This window comes from Candidatus Eremiobacteraceae bacterium, assembly GCA_035295225.1.
In the GTDB taxonomy this organism is placed as follows: domain Bacteria; phylum Vulcanimicrobiota; class Vulcanimicrobiia; order Eremiobacterales; family Eremiobacteraceae; genus JABCYQ01.
In genome coordinates this window covers 1-19,626 of sequence record DATGJI010000017.1, presented here as the reverse complement: position 1 = coordinate 19,626, position 19,626 = coordinate 1, and the positions used below count along the sequence as shown (strand labels likewise).

At 62.8% G+C, this 19,626-nt stretch carries 20 protein-coding genes; 7 read left to right on the top strand and 13 right to left on the bottom strand.

Annotated elements, in window-relative coordinates; all coding sequences use genetic code 11:
* The 3 genes from VKT51_02340 to VKT51_02330 all read right to left on the bottom strand — a co-directional run.
* Window positions 1-592: Glu/Leu/Phe/Val dehydrogenase dimerization domain-containing protein (locus tag VKT51_02340; GenBank protein HLJ83001.1), on the bottom strand; the 592-nt coding region annotated here is incomplete at its 3' end.
* Window positions 593-607: 15 nt separating this feature from the next.
* Window positions 608-1,699: a redox-regulated ATPase YchF gene (gene ychF, locus VKT51_02335; protein HLJ83000.1), complete on the bottom strand. Its 1,092-nt coding sequence runs from the start codon at window positions 1,697-1,699 to the stop codon at window positions 608-610.
* A complete protein-coding gene (locus tag VKT51_02330; GenBank protein HLJ82999.1) occupies window positions 1,696-2,535 on the bottom strand; it encodes a mechanosensitive ion channel domain-containing protein in 840 nt (279 codons plus the stop codon). The genes ychF and VKT51_02330 overlap by 4 nt, the downstream gene beginning before the upstream one ends.
* A 141-nt stretch (window positions 2,536-2,676) precedes the next feature.
* Here VKT51_02330 and VKT51_02325 point away from each other — a divergent pair, with 141 nt between their 5' ends.
* The 4 genes from VKT51_02325 to VKT51_02310 all read left to right on the top strand — a co-directional run bounded on the left by VKT51_02325 (window position 2,677) and on the right by VKT51_02310 (window position 6,251).
* Window positions 2,677-3,153, top strand: coding sequence for a bifunctional nuclease family protein (locus VKT51_02325; GenBank protein HLJ82998.1), 477 nt, complete (start codon window positions 2,677-2,679; stop codon window positions 3,151-3,153).
* A gap of 66 nt (window positions 3,154-3,219) precedes the next feature.
* Window positions 3,220-4,023, top strand: coding sequence for an S-methyl-5'-thioadenosine phosphorylase (locus VKT51_02320; GenBank protein ID HLJ82997.1), 804 nt, complete (start codon window positions 3,220-3,222; stop codon window positions 4,021-4,023).
* Window positions 4,016-5,059, top strand: a complete 1,044-nt coding sequence (locus VKT51_02315; protein ID HLJ82996.1) for an AAA family ATPase — start codon at window positions 4,016-4,018, stop codon at window positions 5,057-5,059. The genes VKT51_02320 and VKT51_02315 overlap by 8 nt, the downstream gene beginning before the upstream one ends.
* A gap of 61 nt (window positions 5,060-5,120) precedes the next feature.
* Window positions 5,121-6,251, top strand: a complete 1,131-nt coding sequence (locus VKT51_02310; GenBank protein ID HLJ82995.1) for a threonine synthase — start codon at window positions 5,121-5,123, stop codon at window positions 6,249-6,251.
* Here VKT51_02310 and tmk read toward each other — a convergent pair.
* From tmk to VKT51_02295, 3 genes are read right to left on the bottom strand one after another with little or no spacing between them, the layout of a single operon-like run.
* The gene (gene tmk, locus VKT51_02305) at window positions 6,220-6,843 is read right to left on the bottom strand and encodes a dTMP kinase (GenBank protein ID HLJ82994.1); all 624 of its coding nucleotides are present in this window, start codon (window positions 6,841-6,843) and stop codon (window positions 6,220-6,222) included. The two genes, VKT51_02310 and tmk, sit on opposite strands and share 32 nt — an antisense overlap.
* Window positions 6,844-6,851: 8 nt before the next feature.
* Window positions 6,852-8,465, bottom strand: coding sequence for a R3H domain-containing nucleic acid-binding protein (locus VKT51_02300; protein ID HLJ82993.1), 1,614 nt, complete (start codon window positions 8,463-8,465; stop codon window positions 6,852-6,854).
* A gap of 23 nt (window positions 8,466-8,488) precedes the next feature.
* Entirely contained in the window at window positions 8,489-9,979 is a 1,491-nt protein-coding gene (locus tag VKT51_02295; GenBank protein HLJ82992.1) for an aminotransferase class I/II-fold pyridoxal phosphate-dependent enzyme, read from the bottom strand.
* Between the two features lie 95 nt (window positions 9,980-10,074).
* On the opposite strand from VKT51_02295, the gene VKT51_02290 reads away from it, so the two are divergent.
* Complete coding sequence (locus VKT51_02290) at window positions 10,075-11,025, top strand: NAD(P)H-quinone oxidoreductase (GenBank protein HLJ82991.1); 951 nt, start codon at window positions 10,075-10,077, stop codon at window positions 11,023-11,025.
* Between the two features lie 36 nt (window positions 11,026-11,061).
* Window positions 11,062-11,601 carry a Uma2 family endonuclease gene (locus tag VKT51_02285; protein ID HLJ82990.1) on the top strand — a complete coding sequence of 180 codons (540 nt, stop codon included), beginning with the start codon at window positions 11,062-11,064 and terminating at the stop codon, window positions 11,599-11,601.
* Window positions 11,602-11,746: 145 nt separating this feature from the next.
* Here the strand turns inward: VKT51_02285 and VKT51_02280 are convergent, their stop codons facing one another.
* The 4 genes from VKT51_02280 to pdxS form a co-directional block, all read right to left on the bottom strand.
* A complete protein-coding gene (locus VKT51_02280) occupies window positions 11,747-12,214 on the bottom strand; it encodes a hypothetical protein (GenBank protein HLJ82989.1) in 468 nt (155 codons plus the stop codon).
* 45 nt (window positions 12,215-12,259) lie between these two features.
* A complete protein-coding gene (locus tag VKT51_02275) occupies window positions 12,260-12,790 on the bottom strand; it encodes an HNH endonuclease (protein HLJ82988.1) in 531 nt (176 codons plus the stop codon).
* A gap of 72 nt (window positions 12,791-12,862) precedes the next feature.
* Window positions 12,863-13,459: a pyridoxal 5'-phosphate synthase glutaminase subunit PdxT gene (pdxT, locus tag VKT51_02270; protein HLJ82987.1), complete on the bottom strand. Its 597-nt coding sequence runs from the start codon at window positions 13,457-13,459 to the stop codon at window positions 12,863-12,865.
* Between the two features lie 49 nt (window positions 13,460-13,508).
* Complete coding sequence (gene pdxS, locus VKT51_02265) at window positions 13,509-14,393, bottom strand: pyridoxal 5'-phosphate synthase lyase subunit PdxS (protein HLJ82986.1); 885 nt, start codon at window positions 14,391-14,393, stop codon at window positions 13,509-13,511.
* 145 nt (window positions 14,394-14,538) lie between these two features.
* Here pdxS and VKT51_02260 point away from each other — a divergent pair, with 145 nt between their 5' ends.
* A complete protein-coding gene (locus tag VKT51_02260; GenBank protein ID HLJ82985.1) occupies window positions 14,539-15,162 on the top strand; it encodes a 2-hydroxychromene-2-carboxylate isomerase in 624 nt (207 codons plus the stop codon).
* Here the strand turns inward: VKT51_02260 and VKT51_02255 are convergent.
* The 3 genes from VKT51_02255 to VKT51_02245 form a co-directional block, all read right to left on the bottom strand.
* Window positions 15,159-15,593, bottom strand: a complete 435-nt coding sequence (locus tag VKT51_02255) for a PaaI family thioesterase (GenBank protein HLJ82984.1) — start codon at window positions 15,591-15,593, stop codon at window positions 15,159-15,161. The genes VKT51_02260 and VKT51_02255 overlap by 4 nt on opposite strands.
* 53 nt (window positions 15,594-15,646) lie before the next feature.
* Window positions 15,647-16,333, bottom strand: coding sequence for a hypothetical protein (locus VKT51_02250; GenBank protein ID HLJ82983.1), 687 nt, complete (start codon window positions 16,331-16,333; stop codon window positions 15,647-15,649).
* Window positions 16,334-16,407: 74 nt separating this feature from the next.
* On the bottom strand, window positions 16,408-19,626 hold a 3,219-nt coding region (locus tag VKT51_02245; protein ID HLJ82982.1), incomplete at its 5' end, for a TonB-dependent receptor.

Genomic DNA, 19,626 nt, shown 5'->3' with positions numbered 1-19,626 from the left:
TTGCCTCCACGCGTCCCCGCGACCCGCCGATGCAGACCGGTTTGCCCGTCACGACACCCGGCGTGTGGTTGCGCAAGTGCATCGAGACCGTATCCATGATCCAGCCCATCGTCTGCGAATTCGTGTTGACGTCGGGCGCCGGCACGTCTTTATCGGGTCCTATGATCTCGATGATCTCCGCCGCATAACGCCGCGTGAGACGCTCCACCTCGCCGGCGCTCAGCTTTGTCGGGTCGCACGTCACTCCGCCTTTTGCGCCGCCGAACGGCAGATCCACGACTGCACATTTCCAAGTCATCCAGAACGCAAGCGCCGTGACCTCGTCCAACGTGACGCCCGGGTGATAGCGCACGCCGCCTTTCGCCGGACCACGCGCGGTGCTGTACTGCACGCGGTATCCCGTGTACACTTCAAAGTCCCCATTGTCGCGTTGAAACGGCAAGGACACGATCACCTGTCGCGATGGGTGCGTCAGAACTCGGCGCATGTTCGCGTCGAGGTCGAGTTTCGCCGCCGCTTCGTTGAAATAGGCGATGCCCTCGCCGAACACGGAAGCTTCATGCAGCGGTTGTACATCGTTCTTTGATGGCATTGACGCGGCTTTCTGTCAGACGTTGAAGCGGAAGTTGACGACGTCGCCTTCTTGCATGACGTACTCGCGACCCTCGGAACGAAGCAGACCGGCTTCGCGCACGGCCTGCAGCCCACCCAGGCGCACGAGATCCTCGTAGCCTGCGATCTCGGCGCGGATGAAGCCGCGCTCGATGTCGCTGTGAATCGTGCCGGCGGCTTGCGGCGCCTTCGTGCCGCGCGCGATCGGCCATGCGCGACTCTCTTTTTCCCCGGCAGTCAGAAATGTCATCAAGTCCAGCAGCCGATACGCGGCTATCACGAGCGCGTCCAAGCCGCTCTGTTCCAAGCCGTAGTCTTTTGCGAAGGCGGCCGCTTCATCCGGCGCGAGCCCTGCTAACTCCGCTTCGAGCTTGGCGCAGAGCACGACCGATTGCGCGCCTTCTTGCCGCGCACGTTCCTGCACCGCTTGCGCCCGCGCCTTCGAAGCGGGCGAACCCGACTCATCGACGTTTGCGACGTACAAGGTCGGCTTTGCGGTGAGCAAAGCGAGCTCCTTGGCTAAGGCCGCCTCCGCGCTGCCGCTCGCGAACGTCCGTGCGACCTGCCCGGCATCGAGCGCGCGCTTGAGATTTTCGAGCGCCGACACTTCCACCGCAAGCTTGGGATCCGTCTTCAACCGCTGGCGCGATTTATCCAATCGTTTCTCAACGCCGACCAAGTCGGCGAGGGCGAGCTCGATGGTGATCGTCTCGATGTCGCGCAGCGGATCGGGTTGTCCGTCGACGTGCACGACGTCGGCGTCGTCGAAGCAGCGCACGACCATCGCGATGGCATCAACTTCGCGGATGTGCGAGAGGAACGCGTTGCCGAGGCCCTCGCCTTTCGACGCGCCGCGCACGAGCCCGGCGATATCGGTGAATGTCGTCGTGGCCGGCACGATCTGCTTGCTCGCGAAGATCTTCGCGAGTTCCGCGAGCCGGGCATCCGGCACCGGCACGATTCCGACGTTTGGTTCGATCGTGCAGAACGGATAGTTGCTCGCCGCCACACTCGCGCGCGTGATCGCGTTGAAGAGTGTTGACTTGCCGACGTTCGGCAGGCCGACGATGCCGCATGAGAGGCTCACGGCTTGTCGGAGTCCGATACGCTGCGCGCGGACTCTTCCCCATCGCCGCGCGCCGGCGCGGCCGCACCGCCGGGAAGCCAGCCGCGATCCTGAGCGGCGACCGCGATGCGCTCGCGGATACGCGCGCGGGTGGAAGCCGTCACGACGCTCGCAGCGGGTATGTCTATGCGAAACGTGGCGGAATCCGAGCCGAAATCGGACAGATATACCTCGATGCCGTCGGTGGCCACATTCTCGGCGCTGGCAGCCGTCCGCGCGATGTCGACGAGCTGCTTGCTCATGTCGCCGATGCTGCGTCGCAGCGGCAGCGTCATCAAGATCCACGAAGATCGCGCGAGGCGGCTCGCATTCGCAACCGTGACGATGTTGCCGTTGGGAATGGCGACCCGGCGGCCTTTGTCGTCGAGCACGACCGTGAGGCGAAGACCAAGGGTTTCAACCGTGCCGGTGATCACGCCGTTCACGATCGTCACGATCTCGACGGTGTCGCCGATCTCATAGATGTCGTCGAACAAGAAGAGCAAGCCGGTGAGCACGTCGCGCACGACCGATTGCGCGCCGAACGCGAGTCCGGCGGTGATGAAGCCGGCCGACCAAATCGCCGGCGAGATGTCGATGCCCCAGATGCTCATGCACGCAAGGACGGCGGCGACGAGCGTGACGGCCGCCGTGACGGACTTGATCAACGACCCGAACGTCGCAGCTCTGGGAATGAAACGCGTGGCGAATTTACGCGCGAAAAGCCGGTCCACGAGTGCGACGATGATGCGCCAGACGATAAGACAGATGGCGACCGCGATGGCCGATTGCCAAAGGCGCATGGCGAGAAGATTCACGTCGACTGTGTGTGAGCCTAAAGACATGGCGGACGGTCCTTTTGCTTGCCGCCCGGGCACCGGCCTTCCAGGAACGGCCAATTTTCGGCCCGAAGGGCAGTAAAGGTCGTACACTCTTAGGGCAGCGAGGCCGCATGCGTCATGCGTCAGATGAAGGTAGACAAACTCGGGATCGACTTGCTGACGCACGACCCCGTCGTCATCCTCAAGGACGTTGACGGCAAGCACTATCTTCCCATCTTGATCGGACCATTTGAAGCAACGGCGATCGCGATGGCGCTCGAAGGCCAAGCCGCGCCGCGCCCGCTGACCCACGACCTCATGAAGTCCGTGCTCGACAACGTGGATGCCAAGGTGACAAAGATCATCGTCCACGACATGCGCGACGGCACGTTCTACGCGAAGATGGTGATCGAGACAAGCGGCGAGACCAAGGAGATCGATGCGCGGCCGAGCGACTGCATCGCTGTCGCATTACGATGCGACGCGCCGATCTACGTCACCGACAAAATCGCACTGGAAGAGGCCGTCCTCGATCAGAAGTCTGAGGAAGAAGACATCGAGCGTTTCAAGAAATACATCGAGACGCTCAAACCGAGCGATTTCAAGAAGTCGTAAGCGGAAGTTCGAGACGAGCGGCCGGCCGACAACCGGTCGCTTCGATTTGCGTGGATGGAGTAACGATTGAAGAACGCGGCCGAGATCGGGATTTTCGGAGGGTCCGGTTTCTATTCGCTCCTCGACGGCAAGCACGAAGTCAAGGTCGAGACGCCGTACGGCGCGCCGAGCGACGTGATCGCGCTCGGCGAAATCGCAGGCCGCAGCGTCGCGTTTCTCCCGCGGCACGGCAAGTCGCATTCGCTGCCTCCGCACATGATCAACTACCGTGCGAACGCGTGGGCGATGAAGGAGCTCGGCGTGTCTCGCATCATCGGGCCGTGCGCGGCCGGCTCGCTCCAAGCGGGCGTGAAGCCGGGGCACTTCGTTGTCTGCGACCAGCTCGTCGACCGCACGAACGCGCGCAAAGATACCTTCTACGACGGGCCGGTCACGACGCATGTCTCCTTTGCATACCCGTACTGCCCGCAGGTGCGAGCCTTGGCCGTCGAGGTGATAAAGGGGCGCGACATCACGTGTCACGATAAAGGCACGGTCGTCACGATCCAAGGACCGCGCTTCTCGACGCTGGCGGAGAGCCGCTGGTTCTCGTCCCTCGGTTGGGAAGTCATCAATATGACGCAGTATCCTGAAGCCTATTTGGCGCGCGAGCTCGAGATGTGCTACGCGACGATCGCTCTCATCACCGACTACGACGTGGGCTTAGAAGGCGTCGCCGGCGTCGCGCCGGTCACGCACGAAGCCGTGCTCGAGGTCTTCAACGCGAACAACGAGAGGCTTAAAGGCGTGCTCTCGAGCATGGTCGAGCGCATGCCGCGGGAGCGCACGTGCTCGTGCGGATCAGCGCTCACGGGCGCGCGCCTTGGCTGATCCGCCGCCGCCGTTCGTCGGCCAGCAGCATGTCGTAGACTATTTCGCCCGCCTCGGGCCGCAACGTCTCGCTCAAGCGTACCTGCTGCATGGTCCGCGCGGCACCGGCAAGCGCACCTTTGCGCGCATGCTCGCGTGGACGCTCAACTGCGAGCACCCGACTTCGTTTCCGCTCGGTTACTGCGGTGTCTGTGGTCCGTGCGTGCGCGGCTTGAACGGATCGTCGGGCGACATCCTCGAGATCGACGTCGACTTCATCCAAGCCACGGCGACGACGGAACGCAAGACCGACAAACTGGGCATGGATCAAGTGCGTGCGATCATCGAACGCATGCAGCTCAAATCCTACGAGGGCGGCCGGCCGATCTGCATCGTCCCCGGTTTCGACGCCATCACGACGGAGTTCGTGCCGAACGTTTTGCTCAAACAGATCGAAGAACCCGGACCTCAGAAACTCTTCATGCTGACCGTTGAGCGTGAAGACGCCGTCCTCCCGACCATCCGCTCGCGCTGCACCTCGATCCGCTTCGATAGACTCACCGAATCCGACATCACGCGCCAGTTGATCGCGTACTATGACGTGGCGCCCGACCTCGCGACCACGTTGGCGAGGCGATCGCTTGGAAGTTTGGGCGATGCGCTTGCGGAACGCGATAGCGCGACCTCCGACGTGCGCGAGGCCGCGAGGGCGTGGGTTTTGGACTGTCTGACGCGGCCGGACCGTCTGCCGCTCATGGTGGATTTCGGCAAGGAAGCCCCGCGGGAGGTGCTCGACGAGACCCTTCGTCAGGCGCGCATCACCGCGCGCGACGTGATGCTGCGCTCGATCTCCGGTGATGACTCGCTTTTCGATATCGCGCACGACGAAAGATATGCGCAAGCGCAGCGCGCGCTAGGGCGCGCCGCAGCCGAGCGATCCGCGAAGGCGCTCGGGTTCATCGACGAAGCGATCCTCATGGCACACGACACGCATGCCGCGCCCGCGACGATCTACGGCTGGCTCCAGGTCCAGTTGCGCTCGCTCGCGGCATCGTAGTCCGACGTTGAGCGACGCGATCTCCAGCCTTTCTCACCTCGAATGTCCGAAGTGTGGCGCGATGCACCCGGCGGACGCGGTCGCACATCTCTGCACGTGCGGCGCGCCGCTGCTCGCCCGCTACGATTTGGCGCGCGCCGGAGCCACGCTCACGCGCGACGCGCTCTCGACGCGAGCGTGGGATCTGTGGCGCTATGCCGAACTGCTTCCGATCCGCGATCTTCCGCGCAACGCGGTCAAACTCGGGGAAACAGTCACGCCCATCGTTCCGCTTGCGAACATCGGCGAAGCCATCGGCATCGAAGCGCTTTCGGTCAAGGATGAAGGCACGCTCCCGACCGGCAGCTTCAAAGCGAGAGGCGCAGCGGTGGGTCTATCGCGAGCGCGCGAGCTCGGCGTCAAAGAATTTGCGATGCCGACAAACGGCAACGCAGGCGGAGCGTGGGCGGCATACGGACGGCGCGCCGGAATGCGGGCGCACCTCGTCATGCCGCGAGGCGCGCCGCTCATCCACCGGCATGAGTGCGCCGCGGTCGGCGCATCGCTGACGCTCGTGGACGGCGTGCTCGCCGACGCCGGCAGACGCTGTTCGGAGATCGTGCGCGAAATGGGCATGTATGACGCGTCCACGTTGCGCGAGCCGTATCGCATCGAAGGCAAGAAGACGCTCGGCTTTGAGATCGCGGAACAAGGCGCGTGGGAAGTGCCGGACGTCATCCTCTACCCGACCGGCGGCGGCGTCGGTATGATCGGCATCATCAAAGCGCTGCACGAGCTGATCGAGATCGGTTTGATCGCGGACCGGCTTCCGCGCATGGTGGCCGTTCAGTCCGCCGGCTGCGCTCCGATCGTGCGGGCGTTCGAATCGGGCGCGCGCGAATCGCAGTTCTGGAACGACGCCAAAACGGTGGCGTATGGTATCACCGTGCCGAAGGCGCTCGGTGATTTTCTCGTCCTGGATGCGGTATACGAGTCCGGCGGTTGCGCGCTCGCGGTAGAAGATGATGCGATCGTGCGCATGCGAAAACGCGTCGCCGAATCCGAAGGCGTGATCCTTTGTCTGGAAGGCGCCGCGACGATCGCGGCTGCGGATCAGCTTCGTGCGAGCGGCTGGATTCGCGAAGGCGAGCGCGTGCTCGCGATCAATACCGCGAACGGCCTCAAGGGCGATTTGACTGCCAGCGCGCCATGACCGCGTCGCGGATCTCGATGGCGATCGTGCCTTCGGGCCGCGTGCCATCCACGACGATAAAGCGTTGCGGCGCCGCGGCTGCGAGGCGCCGGTAGCCATCGGCGACGCGCTCGTGAAATGCCGAGGGTTCGGCTTCGAGCCGATCGGGGATCGCCGATCGCGATCTCAGGCGCTCGCGTGAGAGCTTAACCGGAACATCCAACAGAAATGTGATGTCAGGTTCGAGGCGTCGCGTCGCGAACATCGTGATGTCGAGGAGCGTCTGCAACGGTAGGCCGCGGCCGAATCCCTGGTACGCAAGCGTCGCGTCCCAAAAGCGATCGCAGACCACGAGCCGCCCTTCGGCTAGCGCCGGTTCGATGACTTTATCGCAAAGCTCGGCGCGCGAGGCGCTCAGGATCAGCGTTTCGGCTTGCGGCGATAGCCGACCGAGCGGGTCGATCAGCAGTCGCCGCAGCTCTTCGCCGAGTTGCGTGCCGCCGGGTTCGCGCGTGAAGACGAACGGCACCGACGTGCCGGACAGGTAGTCGTGCAGGAGCCGGATCTGGGTGGACTTGCCGGCTCCTTCGATGCCTTCAAAGGTGACGAGCAGACCCGCGCTTATTGCGCCGCATCCTTGTAGACGCGCACGCGCCGATTGGGCTCGATGCCTGTCGAGCGTGAGAGCAGATGGTATTTCTCCACCATCTGATGCTGCAGGCGGCGCACGTATGACGACTGCGGCGAGAGCTCGACCGGTTTGTGATGCAGCATCACTTTGTACACTGCTTCTTCCGCCTCGCGCATCGCGAGCTCTTCGTCGTCGACGCTCGGAAGATCGTAGAGATCTTTGAGACACGTCTGGATCTGTGCCGTGGTGTTGGTCTTGAGAGCGTAGATCGGGATGTTCTGCGCCGCGATCTCACGTAGCCGGCCGTTGTCGCGCCGCTCGAGCGCTTTGAGCGTGAGGACCACGTCTGCATCATCCCATTTGCGCGCGATCAGCGCCGGTACGCGCAGGTTGGCGACGGCTCGCTCGATCTTCGAACGGCTCACGCCGTATGGGAAGATACGGATGATATCGGTGGCTGGTTCGTCGTCGTCTTCGTCGGCAAGGGAAAACACGGACGGCGCGGCGTTTCGATCGTAGCCATGTGAGCGTGTGTGCGCATGCGTTGGAACCGAATTGTAGCGCGACTGCACGGTCTGCGCTTCCGCCTCTTGCACCACTTCGACACCGCCGCCGTCGGTCCGGACGCGGATCTCGGGTTTCGGCTCGTGGCTGCGAAGCATGGCGTCCACGACGTCGGCGACCGGCGCGTGCAACGCAAGCCTATCGCGGTCTTGGATCTCTATGACGACGTCGAATGTCGGCGGCGCCTTGCGTTCGAGGACCGTCTTGCGCGTGCCGCGCCGCTTGGCTTCCTCGTCGGAGAGCGTCACGGCGCCGATGCCGCCGACCAGATCGGAGAGCGTGGGATTCATGAGTATGCTCTCGAGGTCCAGTCCGTGCGCCGTGCCGATGAGCTGCACGCCGCGCTCTGCGATCGTGCGGGCCGCGATGGATTCAGCCTCGGTGCCGATCTCGTCGATGACGATCGCCTCCGGCATGTGGTTCTCGACCGCTTCGATCATGACCGCGTGCTGATTGAGCGGCACGTCGACCTGCATGCGCCGGGCGTGACCGATGCCGGCGTGCGGGATATCTCCGTCGCCGGCGATCTCGTTCGACGTGTCCACGATGACGACGCGCTTGCGCAAGTCGCCCGAAAGCACCCTCGCTACTTCGCGCAGCATCGTCGTCTTGCCGACGCCGGGCTTGCCCAACAGCAGTATGGACTTGCCGGAGCGCACGACGTCGAGGATGATATCGATCGTGCCGTAGACCGCGCGGCCGACGCGGCACGTCAAGCCGATGATCTTGCCGTTGCGGTTGCGCAGGCAAGAGATGCGATGCAGCGTCTGCTCGATCCCGGCGCGGTTGTCCTTACCGAATTCACCGATGCGGGTCACGACGGCAGCGATGTCATCCGCGCTGACCGGGATCTGCGACAGGTAACAGAAGTCGGATGGGAAGCGAGCTTCCGGGAGCCGCCCGAGGTCGAGGATGACCTCGATGAGGTCTTTGAAATTCGGTAGATTGACGAGCGCCTGCCGGATGGGTGGGGTGAATATGTCGAGCAGTGCGTAGAGTTCCCAGTCGCCGGTATCGGGGTGGGCGAGGTCCTCTTTCAAGATAACGTCACCTCGTGCGATCGTTATGGTAGCACCCGGACGGTGCGCAGCGAGTCGTCCACCGGGCCTTGGATGTGGATGCCCGCGCGGAGTTCGCGTGTGAGATAGTCGATGGTTTCATCCGTGATTCGTTCGCCCGGGCATATTATCGGGATGCCGGGCGGGTATGGCGTTATCACCTCCACACAGATTCGGCCGGCGCTTTCGATGAACGGCACTTCGACGTAATCGCTCAAGAACGCCTCTCGCGGAGTGACGACCGCGACCGGAATCGGCGGAAGTGAATACGTGTCGCGGTGAGCCGGCGCGGGCCCGTCTGGCGCCGCCTGTGTTCGGTCGCCGGTTGAAGACTCGCGTGCCAGCGCCGCGACTGCGTTGACGAGCGCATCCACTGAACGCTCCGTATCGCCGATCGTTATCGTTCCGACGAGATTGAAGTGATCCGCGAGATCGAATTGGATCTTGTGACGCTCGCGCAATATGCGGTCCGCGTCATAGCCGGTCATGCCGAGTTGTCTCACGTGGACGACGATGCGCGTTTCGTCATAGCCGGCCACGCCCGGCCGGCCGATGTGATCCGTTCCCATGCAGTAGATGCCGGGGATCGCGTTGAGCCGCACGCGCGCGTCTCGCGCTAGCGCGAGGGCCCGGCCGAGCAGCGCCTCTCCCTCGGTCGCCATCTGCATCCGCGCCACGTCGAGGCTTGCGAGCAGCGCAAGCTGCGGGCTCGTGCTCGCAAAGATGCGCAACGTGGCCTCCAGCCGACCGGTGTCTATGCGCTCGCCGACCACGTGGAGCATCGCGGCTTGGCTCATCGCGCCGAGCAGTTTGTGGGTTGAATTGACGCACGCGTCTGCTTGCGCCGCGGTCGCCGACTGCGGCAACTCGGGGTGAAATTGCAGATGTGGACCCCACGCCTCATCGACGAGAAGCAGTTTACCGCGCGCATGCACGATGTCCGCGATGGCGGCCAGATCGGCGGTCGCGCCGTAGTACGTCGGACTCGTGAGGAAAACCGCAACGGCCTTTGGATCATCGCGAAGTCCCGCCTCGACGGTTGCCGGCGTCACCGCGTGGTCGACAAAGAGTTCTCGGTCGAGTTCCGGCTTGAGATAGACCGGTCTCGCGCCGCTGAGGATCAGCGCACTCAGGGCGGATTTGTGGCAATTGCGCGGGAGCAGTACAGTGTCGCCCGGCCGCACCGCAGTCATCAGCATCGCTTGGTTTCCGGCAGTCGACCCGTTGACGAGGAAGTAGCTGTGGTCGGCTCCGTACGCCGCGGCAGCCAGCTCGTGCGCGAGCTTGATCGGGCCTTCGGGCTGGCTCAAATCATCCAGCCCGAGGACTTGCGTCAGGTCGATCTTGAGGATGTTGTCGCCGATGAAATCGCGCAAGAGCGGGTGCATGCCCACGCCGTGTTTGTGGCCGGGCGTGTGGAACGAGACGACGCCATCGTTGACGTAGTCGCGAAGCGCATCAAAATACGGCGTGTTGGATTGGTCGAGGCGCGACACGGCGAAAGACCTCCGGAAGCGATGGGAAGATGTGCCCGGAGGTTACCAGCGAATGTAGGGCGGACCTTTATGGTCCGCCGGGCAAACGATAGTAGATGAAAGCACTCCGCCTCAAGGCCTTCGGAGGCACCGAGGTCCTCGAGATCGCCGATGTCCCCGCGCCCCCTGCGCCCCGCGATGACCAAATCATCGTCCGAGTACGCGCAGCCGGCGTCAATCGCGCCGACACGCTCCAGCGACGCGGCCGCTACCCCGCGCCGCCGGGATCACCGCCGGATATCCTCGGCATGGAGTTCGCCGGCGAAGTAAGCGCTGTCGGTCCCGGCGTTCGCGATTTGCGCGTCGGCGATCGCGTCATGGGACTTGTGGGCGGCGGCGCGCAGGCCGAATTCGTGGCGACACGCGAGCCGTTGGTGCTGCCGGTGCCGGACGCCGTGACGGACATCGAGGCGGGTGGCATTCCGGAAGCATACATCACCGCGCACGATGCGCTCTTCTCGCACGCATCGCTCGTCCAAGGCGAACGCGTGCTGATACACGCGGTCGGATCGAGCGTCGGCCTAGCCGCTGTTCAATTGGCGAAGGCTATTGGAGCGGTGACCTATGGCTCGACGCGTTCGGCGGTCAAGGCGGCGCGCGCGCAAGAGATTGGGCTCGATCATGTCGTCGATCCGAAATCACTCGAGTTCCCGAATGTCGACGTCGTCATCGACTTCGTCGGCGCCGACTATCTTCAGCGCAACGTTGCGTGCCTCGCTACGCTTGGTCGACTGGTTTTTGTGTCAACGTTAAGCGGACCGCGCGCAGATCTCGACATCTCGATGCTGATGCGCAAGCGGCTGAGGCTCGCGGGCACGATGATGCGCAATCGCGACGACAATGAAAAGGCACGTGCGACGAAGGCATTCGGCGCGATGCTGCCCTTTTTCGCCGACCGGCGCATCGTCATGCCGATCGACCGCGTCCTCCCGCTAGAACAAGCAGCGGCGGCACACGCGGCGATCGAAGCCAACGAGAATTTTGGGAAGATCGTACTGACGCTCTAACCGGCCGCGTGATATACTCGGGATGAGGCGCAAAGCATGCTCGAGATCGAAGTTCCGCAGACGAAACCGGCGACCGAATGGGTCAACGGCCGGGCGCTGCAAAAGATGAATCCGAGAGAACGGCACGGCCGGGCTCAAGGCGCGTTTCTCGTGGCCCTCTTGGAGTGGGCGCGGACGTACGGATGTGGTCGCGTAAGCGCGGAATGGGATTTCCGGCTTGCGCCGCCCGGAGAGCCGAGACGACCCCTTGTCCCCGATGTTGCGTACCTCTCGTATGAGCGGGTAGGCTACGACGACGATGAAGGTGCGAGCATTCCGGTCGTCGCGCCAAATGCGGTCGTCGAGGTGCTTTCGCCGGGCGACGCGCAACGAGATGTCGACGAGAACGTTCGTGTGTATCTTGCATCCGGCGCCGAAGTCGTGTTCATCGTCGATCCGGTCCAAAAGACAGTTGAGGCATGCGACGCGCGCGGTCGCAAGCAATTCGGCAGCGACGAAGTTCTGACGCACGCATCGCTCGCCGGATTCGCGCTCCCCGTCGCAAGGATCTTCGAGAAAATCGCCCCGCGCGAGTGATCGGACCTCCGCCTTAGGACGCCGCTCGTCGCTTCTCGCGCCGCGCCATCCATCCGCAGGCCAAGAACATTGCGCCGACCGGCCCGGCAAACAGAGCAATCGAGAGAATGATCACGAATGTCTCGTTGCGTGACGGCGTCCATCGTCATTTCCTCTGGATCGGCGGACTGAAGTAACCCTGCCATCCGTCGTCATGCTGTCGCCGCTCGCGATTTGCATAAATCGCGATGCAGCTAAGCCAGAACCCAACTGACGCGGAAATCGTGACTGGCGCAAACGGACCCACGAACCGCAGGCCGAAGACGCCGATGAGGATCGTACCGATCGCGACGCCGATGAGCGCGTTGAGCAGTCGCTCCTTGCGCAAAAAGATCAGATAGGCGATCGGCACGTAGACGGCACCCCAAAGCGTGCCGACCGTGGCTGCGAGATACAGCGATTGCGGCAACGCGAGTGGTGGTTCAATAGCATGCACACCTCGGAGCGATAGGATGACCAATGCGCAAACGAAGCCGAATATGGCGCCGACTGGCACACACGTGAGCGCTCGCCACCAGACTGCGATCGAGCGAAAGCTCGTCGGGTCTTCGGGCTCGCGATTGGGATCGCTCATCACGACTCTCGGCGGACCGTAAAGGTCCGCCCTACATAGCCTATGTCAGGGCTCTATGCGCTCTTCGATCGAGACGTGATACAAGAACAAATACTTATACCACTCGCCAGGCAGCGTGTGGCGCTTCACCTGGATCCACGGGATGTACTTCGGCATGCGCGGCTTGCGCGCGAGATGCATGTTCGCATCTTGCGGCGTGCGGTTGTTCTTGCGATTATTGCAGGCGAGGCACGCGCAGACAAGATTCTCCCACGTGGACGGGCCCCCGATGCTCTTGGGCACCACATGGTCGACCGTCATCGGACCGTCACCCTTGCGGGTGCAGTACTGGCACGTGTAGTCGTCGCGCAAGAGCACGTTCTTCTTCGTGAGTGCGACTTGCTGGCGCGGCCGCCGGATATAGTAGAGCATGCGGATGATGGATGGCATTCGCATCTCGAAGGTGGCGGCGCGGAGCGGGCGATCGTGGGTGTGGAGAACCTCGGCCTTGCCCGAAAATACGAGCTTTACCGCTCGCTGCAACGATGTGACGTTGAGCGCTTCGTAGGTGGCGTTCAAGACGAGGACGTCGACCATCCGAAGTAAGGACCCCCTGTACGCGCTTCATTTATCGCGATTCGGAGCGGTCCCCTGCCTCCGAGATGATCGTCAGCCTTTGCCCAGCACCCGTTCCACCATCTCCACGAAGTAGCGGTGGACGCGCGCGTCATCGGTCAATTCCGGATGAAAAGACGTTCCGAGGAACGCGCCTTGGCGGACCATGACGCCTTTGTCGTTCACACGTGCTAGGATTTTGGCGTCGCGGCCCGCCCGTTCAATCCACGGCGCACGAATGAAGACGCCCGGGAACGGTTTGCCGTCGATGCCATCGATGTTCAATCGCAGCTCCGAGCTTTCGACTTGCCGGCCGAACGCATTACGCTTCACTTCGATGTCGAGAAATCCGAGCGTTGGCTGCGCCGATCCAACGACGCTGCGCGCCATCATGATCATTCCCATGCACGTGCCCCAGATCGGCGTGCCGCGGGCTGCGAGAGCCCGCAAGGGTTTAACGAGGCCGAACCGTTCGAGCACGATGGCGAGCGTGGTGGATTCACCGCCGGGCATGACGAGACCATCGACTTTCTCAAGGTCGTCGGAAGTCTTGACGCCGCGGGCCTTTGCGTCCGCGTTGCGCAGCGCGTGGATATGCTCGTCGACGTCGCCCTGCAGCGAGAGAACGCCGATCACGGTTTTTTTGGACATATGAATTCTTCTGATGAGGGCCGACTGACGTCGGCCCCTTCAGACACGATTACCAGCCGCGGCCGGCCAGCAGTTGATCCTTCGGGATCTGCGAGATCTCAAGCCCCGCCATCGGCGCACCGATCGACTTCGACGCTTCCATGATCTTCGCGGGATCATCGAAGAAGTGCGTGGCCGAGACGATCGCCTTGGCGGTCTTCTCGGGTTCGGAACTCTTGAAGATCCCCGAACCGACGAAGATGCCCTCGGCGCCGAGTTGCATGCACAACGCGGCATCAGCCGGCGTTGCAACACCGCCCGCGACGAACATGACGACAGGAAGGCGGCCGGCCTTCGCGACGTCGCGGACGATCTCGATGGACGAGCCGAGATCGCGGGCGACGGAGACGAGCTCTTCGACCGGTAACGACGCGAGACGGCGGATATCATCATTGACCTGTCGGAGGTGGCGGATCGCTTCGACGATGTTGCCGGAACCGGCCTCGCCCTTCGTGCGGATCATGGCCGCGCCTTCGGAGATTCGTCGGAGCGCCTCGCCGAGATTGCGCGCTCCGCAGACGAACGGCACCGTGAAATCGCGTTTGTCGATGTGGTAGGCGTCGTCGGCCGGCGTCAGCACTTCGCTTTCATCGATAAAATCGACACCCATCGCTTGCAGCACTTGAGCCTCGACGAAGTGGCCGATGCGCGCCTTTGCCATGACCGGAATGGTGACCGCATCCATGATGCGCTGAACGATCTCAAGGTCGGCCATGCGCGCGACCCCGCCTTCTTTGCGGATGTCGGCCGGCACGCGCTCGAGCGCCATGACTGCGACCGCCCCTGCGGCTTGCGCGATGATCGCTTGTTCGGGCGTCGTGACGTCCATGATGACGCCGCCCTTGAGCATCTGCGCGAGACCGCGCTTGACTTTCTTCGTGCCTTTGTTCTTCACAGTGGATCGTCTCCTGACGGTGGTGCGCGCTTTTCCTATCCTTAAACTAGCATACTCACGGCGCGTTTGAGTACCCCTATGGGAACATCCGGTACGCTGCGGCGCGGGACGGCAAAGGGGAACGCGCGAATCGGCCACCAGTGTCATGAAACCTGGAGAGCGCGAACCCGATTTGGAGTTCTGGTTCGACTTCGCAAGCACGTACTCATATATCGCCGCCATGCGAATCGAAGATCTGTGCGGCAAAGCGGGCGTCAAACTCGTGTGGATGCCGTTCTTGCTCGGGCCGATCTTCGAACTGCAAGGCTGGAACGATTCGCCGTTCAACATCAATGAGCGGCGCGGCGCATATATGTGGCGCGACATGGAGAGGCTCACCGACAAGTTTGGATTGCCGTGGGTGAGGCCAACCGCGTTTCCCCGCGGCTCGACCCTGCCGGCACGAGTCGCGTGTTCAATAGCGGATCAGCCGTGGTGCGGAGATTTCATTCGGGCGGTCTTCACGGCGAACTTTGGTGAGGACCGTGATATCGGGGATGCCGCCGTCGTCCTCGACGTCCTTCGTCGCCTTGGCCTGCCTGCAGACGAGATCGTCGCTCGTGCGTTGGAGCCCGACAAACGAGGCCGCCTTCGCGCCAACACCGCGCGGGCGATCGAGCTGGGAATCTTCGGTGCGCCGAATTGCCTCGTTCGCGGCGAGCTTTTTTGGGGCGAGGAATCACTCGAGGACGCGATCTCTTGGGCCGCGCGTTCGGAGAACGGCGCCTAACTCGAACGCCGCGGTACGATGAAGCACGTCGACTGCGCCGTCGCGTACAGCTTGCCGGCCTGATCGCGCAATTGGGCATCGGCCACGATGATCGTCTTGCCGCTGTGCAAGACCGTCGCGACGCACGAGACTTCGCCGACCGCGGCGTAGAGCGGGCGCACGTATTTCACGGACAGGTCTGTCGTGACGACGGCCTTCTCCATCGATGGAAGCATCGTCACGGAGACGTGTCCGAGCGCAAGATCCATGAGCGTGCAGGCAAAACCGCCATGCACGACGCCGAACGGATTGTAGTGCTGCTCGTTCGGGCGACCGGTGACTTCGATGCGGCCCTGCGCCACGTCGCGCACCGCGAACTCGACGAACCGACCAATCGGAGGATAGTTGGTCCCTCGATCGCGCATCTCGCGCACGTAGGTCAGGCCGTCCATTGGCGCTCCCCCATCGCTCGCCCATTGGGCCGATAGAAAATCGGTCCCTTCAGTCACGGGTTCGCATCGAGCGAGTCGGAGACGCGGTCGAAACGTAAGAGAACCGTATCCTCCTCGGTCGTCGCGAAACTGCCGCTGGCGACCCTCAGATCGAACGAACCGCTGACGGGTACGAGCTTCGCCGGTTCGTAGACGACCGTCGAATCGCCGCTTAGTTCGCCGGCCTGGACGGTTGATGTGTTCGAGGACCGGCTTTCATGGATGGTCACCTTTGCCCCATCTACTTTCGTCACGGCATACGATTCCGTGATGCCCGTATGCGCCGGTCCGTTGACGGACCACTTCTCATCGGCCGCATATGAGTGCTGCGTGCCTAGCGCGCGGCAGAAGTAGCCGAGCAGCTCGCGCGTCACGAGCTGGATGGTATCCGGCGCGAAATTGACCGAGCAGTCCGCGCCGATGTTGCCCAAGTAGACGCGCGGCGTTCCCGTGGCGTTCCACGTCTCGGTGATCCGAAGCCCGAGCGCCTCCGCCGACGTCTCCATGACGTCGACTCTGACCGTTCCGCGATCGCTGTCAGCTACTTGAGCTTGTTGATTGCCGTAGAACGACGTCGTGTTCTGCGTATGCGTATCGCTGTACGAAGCGTTGAAGACGACTTCGCGCAACGGCGACGCGCCGCCGGTGCCGGCCGCGGGAGCGACGAGCGCGAGAACGATGAACGAGAACTGCGCGAACATCATGGTATCCTCCGGATTGCAAGAAGGGGCCGACGAAAGCGTCGGCCCCTTGAGCGTCGTCGTAGAGATATGGCCTACATCTTGAACTTCAGATCGAAGACGGCGAAGAACGGCGCGCCGCCGTTTGCGCCGACGTATGGGAACCGTTCGCCCGGATCGATCGTCGAGTTCGGATTGTAGAAGTTGGCTCCGTAGCCGAAGCCGTTGCCGCCGCCGACGTAGCCGCAGATGTGTTCGCCTGCGCCTTTCGTCCACGGCTCGCTCGCTCCGCCGAAGCACCGATTGTAGACGTTGATCAGCTGGAATTGTGCCGTGGCATGTGGGGAGACATCGTAGCTGATCTGCATGCCGAGGTTGATGTTCGACGGGTTACGGAACGTTCCGAAGGAGTCGAAGTTATGTGTGACAGGATCCGGCACACCGCCGAGCGGAGCAAAGCACGTAGCGTTAAACGGCGAACCGCCGGCGGCTCCGTACGGGTAACGCGGGTCGCCCGTCGTTGATCCGGTTAGCGTCGGCGATTGCCCGTTCGAGCAGAAGAAGCCCAAGTCGGGCGCGATACCGGCGGCGACCAGCGGCGAACCGTAGGCGTTCCCTTCCGTGAACACGGCCGTCGGGGTGAGGTCGAGTTTGCCATGCCGGAAGTTCAACACCGCGGTGAAGTAGTTCGGGATGACGCCCGTAGGAATCGACCCGAAGATGTTCGCGTTGGGGAAGAATCCGCCGAGCTGTTCGGTCGGATATGTGCCGTACAGATCGAACAGGCCGCGCGGCGGAGCGTTCCAGTACGGATTTGCGATGTCGCCGGCCGCGCAGCCGGGATCGGGCGCCCCGCCGGCGGTATAGCAAGGAGCTGCCGCGGCTCCTGTGGCGGTCGCGCCGCAAATCGGCCGCGTCGGGGCGGCCGCGCACGCGCTCGTGTAGCCGTTGTATTGTTTGATCGCATTGTTGATCGACGAGAGCAGCGACCCGTTGCCGTTTGGCAGCGGAGAATATCGCGTCACGTTGTTCTCATGCGTGTAGGAGAGCATACCCGAGAAGCCGTTCGCGTTGAAATCGCCCTTCGTCAGCGCAAACTCAACGCCCGTGTCCGTCGAATTGCCGATCGGCAGTCCGGAAGCGAAGTTCGTCGCGAAGCTGATGACGATGTTTTGGCTCTCGTCCTTCGTCTTTCTCAGGTACGGCGTCAGTTTGAACGAGACGTCACTGCCGTTGAAGTGGTGCTCCCATGAGACGTCGGTGTTGTAGGCCACCTGCGGCGGGATCACGTGGCTGGGCGAGTTGAAGCCGTATTGGTAGAACGACGGCGCGATCGCGTTCGGAAGGTTCTGCTGCGCCGTGTTGTACTGCTGGTACGCGGCGTTGGCCGGCTGCGCGCTTACGGCGTATTCACCGCGGAAGACGTCGTTTGGCGTGGTCGAGTAGGTGAACGCGACGCGCGGTTCGGTCTCGTTGTATTTGTTGTCGCTCGGGGTGTTGACCATCGTCGCGACCTTGGTTCCGGCCGGGCACGCGGCGCCGGGTCCGGCGGGATTGAAGAACGGCGTCGAACCCGGAGCCGTCGAGACGCACGCGACCTGATTCCAAGCGTTGAACCAGAACGTGCGCGCGAGTCCCTGAGTGTTTGATCCTAGGAATTGGTAGTTGTCGAGACGCAGGCCGAGGCTGAACTTCAGGTGTTCGCTTGCCTGCAGATCATCGTTGATGTCGAAGCTCGTGAACGTCGGCACGACCTGGTTGAGGAAGCCGTGATTGCCGTTTTCTACGACGAGGTATTCGAAGCCGGCGGGTGCTGGGGTGGTGGGAAGCGGGGCGCCGAACGTCGTTCTGCTTGCGCCTCCACCCGGCTCGCACGAGACTGGCACCGCAGTATTCGCAAGGTTGTAGCACAAGCCGTTGAGCGGGTTCGCCGAGCTGACCAGTTCCGAAAGCGTGCTCCCGGGCCCCGTGTTATACGTCGAGTTATTGTAGCGCGTGCTCGTGGCGTGAACGACTGACGCGTCAACGCTGAACAGGTTTTTGTCATTCAGCTGATCGGCGAACGTCGCTGAAACACCGCGGGTGTGCGTGTCGAGGTCATACATGGGGTTCTGATTCAGGACGAACGGGAACGCCGTTCCGACAGCGCCGTGATTGTACCACCACGAATAGAACGAGTAGCCGTAGACACGGAGGTACGCCGTACTCCCGAAGTTATGCTGATACTGGAGCTTCTCGATGCTCTGGCCCACTTGCTGTCCGTCGGCCGCGTTGATGCCCGGCTGGCAGACAAGCGAGCAATCGGGGAATGCGTACGGCACGATGCGCGACGTGGCGCTTGCAGGTAGCGCAACACCGGTCGGTCCTTGATACACGAGGCCGCTGGGCGCCGTGATGATCGGGCCGGTGCAGGAGACGTTGGCGAATATCGGTCCGCCCGCGGCGCAATCCGCTTGAATCGCCGGCAACATGTCGCCGAGTGTGTTGTAGTAGTTCGTCAACTGATACGAGTTGTCGAAAAGGACCTGGATGTCGTCCTTGCCGGCATCCTTGGAATGTGGAATGCCGAAATGCAAGTTGATGACGTTTTGTGAGTCGTACGCGGTAGCGGGAGAATCCCATGTCCAGGGCCCGAGGATGTAGCCGCTCGGACCGAAGAATGGGCCGACGCCTTGCGCGTAGCAGATCGTATAGCTCGCGTAGTTCGGATTCGTCGCGGGGTTGCAGCCCGCGCTGAGACCGCCCGGCGGCACCTTGAAGTCCAGGAGTGTGACGTTGGCTGCCGAGTTCGTCAGCGACGCGCCGTTGAACTGATCCGCAAGCCTCTGCGAAGTCGACGATTTCTGTAAGCCGACGAAGTATGTGAAGTTGCGATCCGGCGTCGCGCCGCCCGCTTGTATGTCGAATTTGTTGTAGAGCGCGGGACCGCCGACCCCGAAGTTCATCTCCGCAAAGCCTGGATACGTGCCGTTGCGGATGACCTGGTTCACGAATCCGGCTATGCCGTTGGCGCTGGTTCCGACGGGCGCGCCGCCGGTGTAGACTTGTAGCTCTTGCTGGCCGAGCGTAGCAAGCTCGGTGGCCGGATAGTTGTCAAAAGACCTGTTGACGGGAACGCCGTCGAACTCGTAGGCAGCGTCTTGGAACTTGCCGCCGCGAATCGACAGCGTGCCGTTGTCCCAGCCAAGTCCGATCGCGGAGACCACGCCGGGAACCGCGGCCAACTGCGAGTAGGCGTTGTCCAACCCGCCCGAGCCGGCGAGCCCGGACATCTTGGCGCCGGTCGAGGCGTTGATCGCGTAGACGTCGGCGGT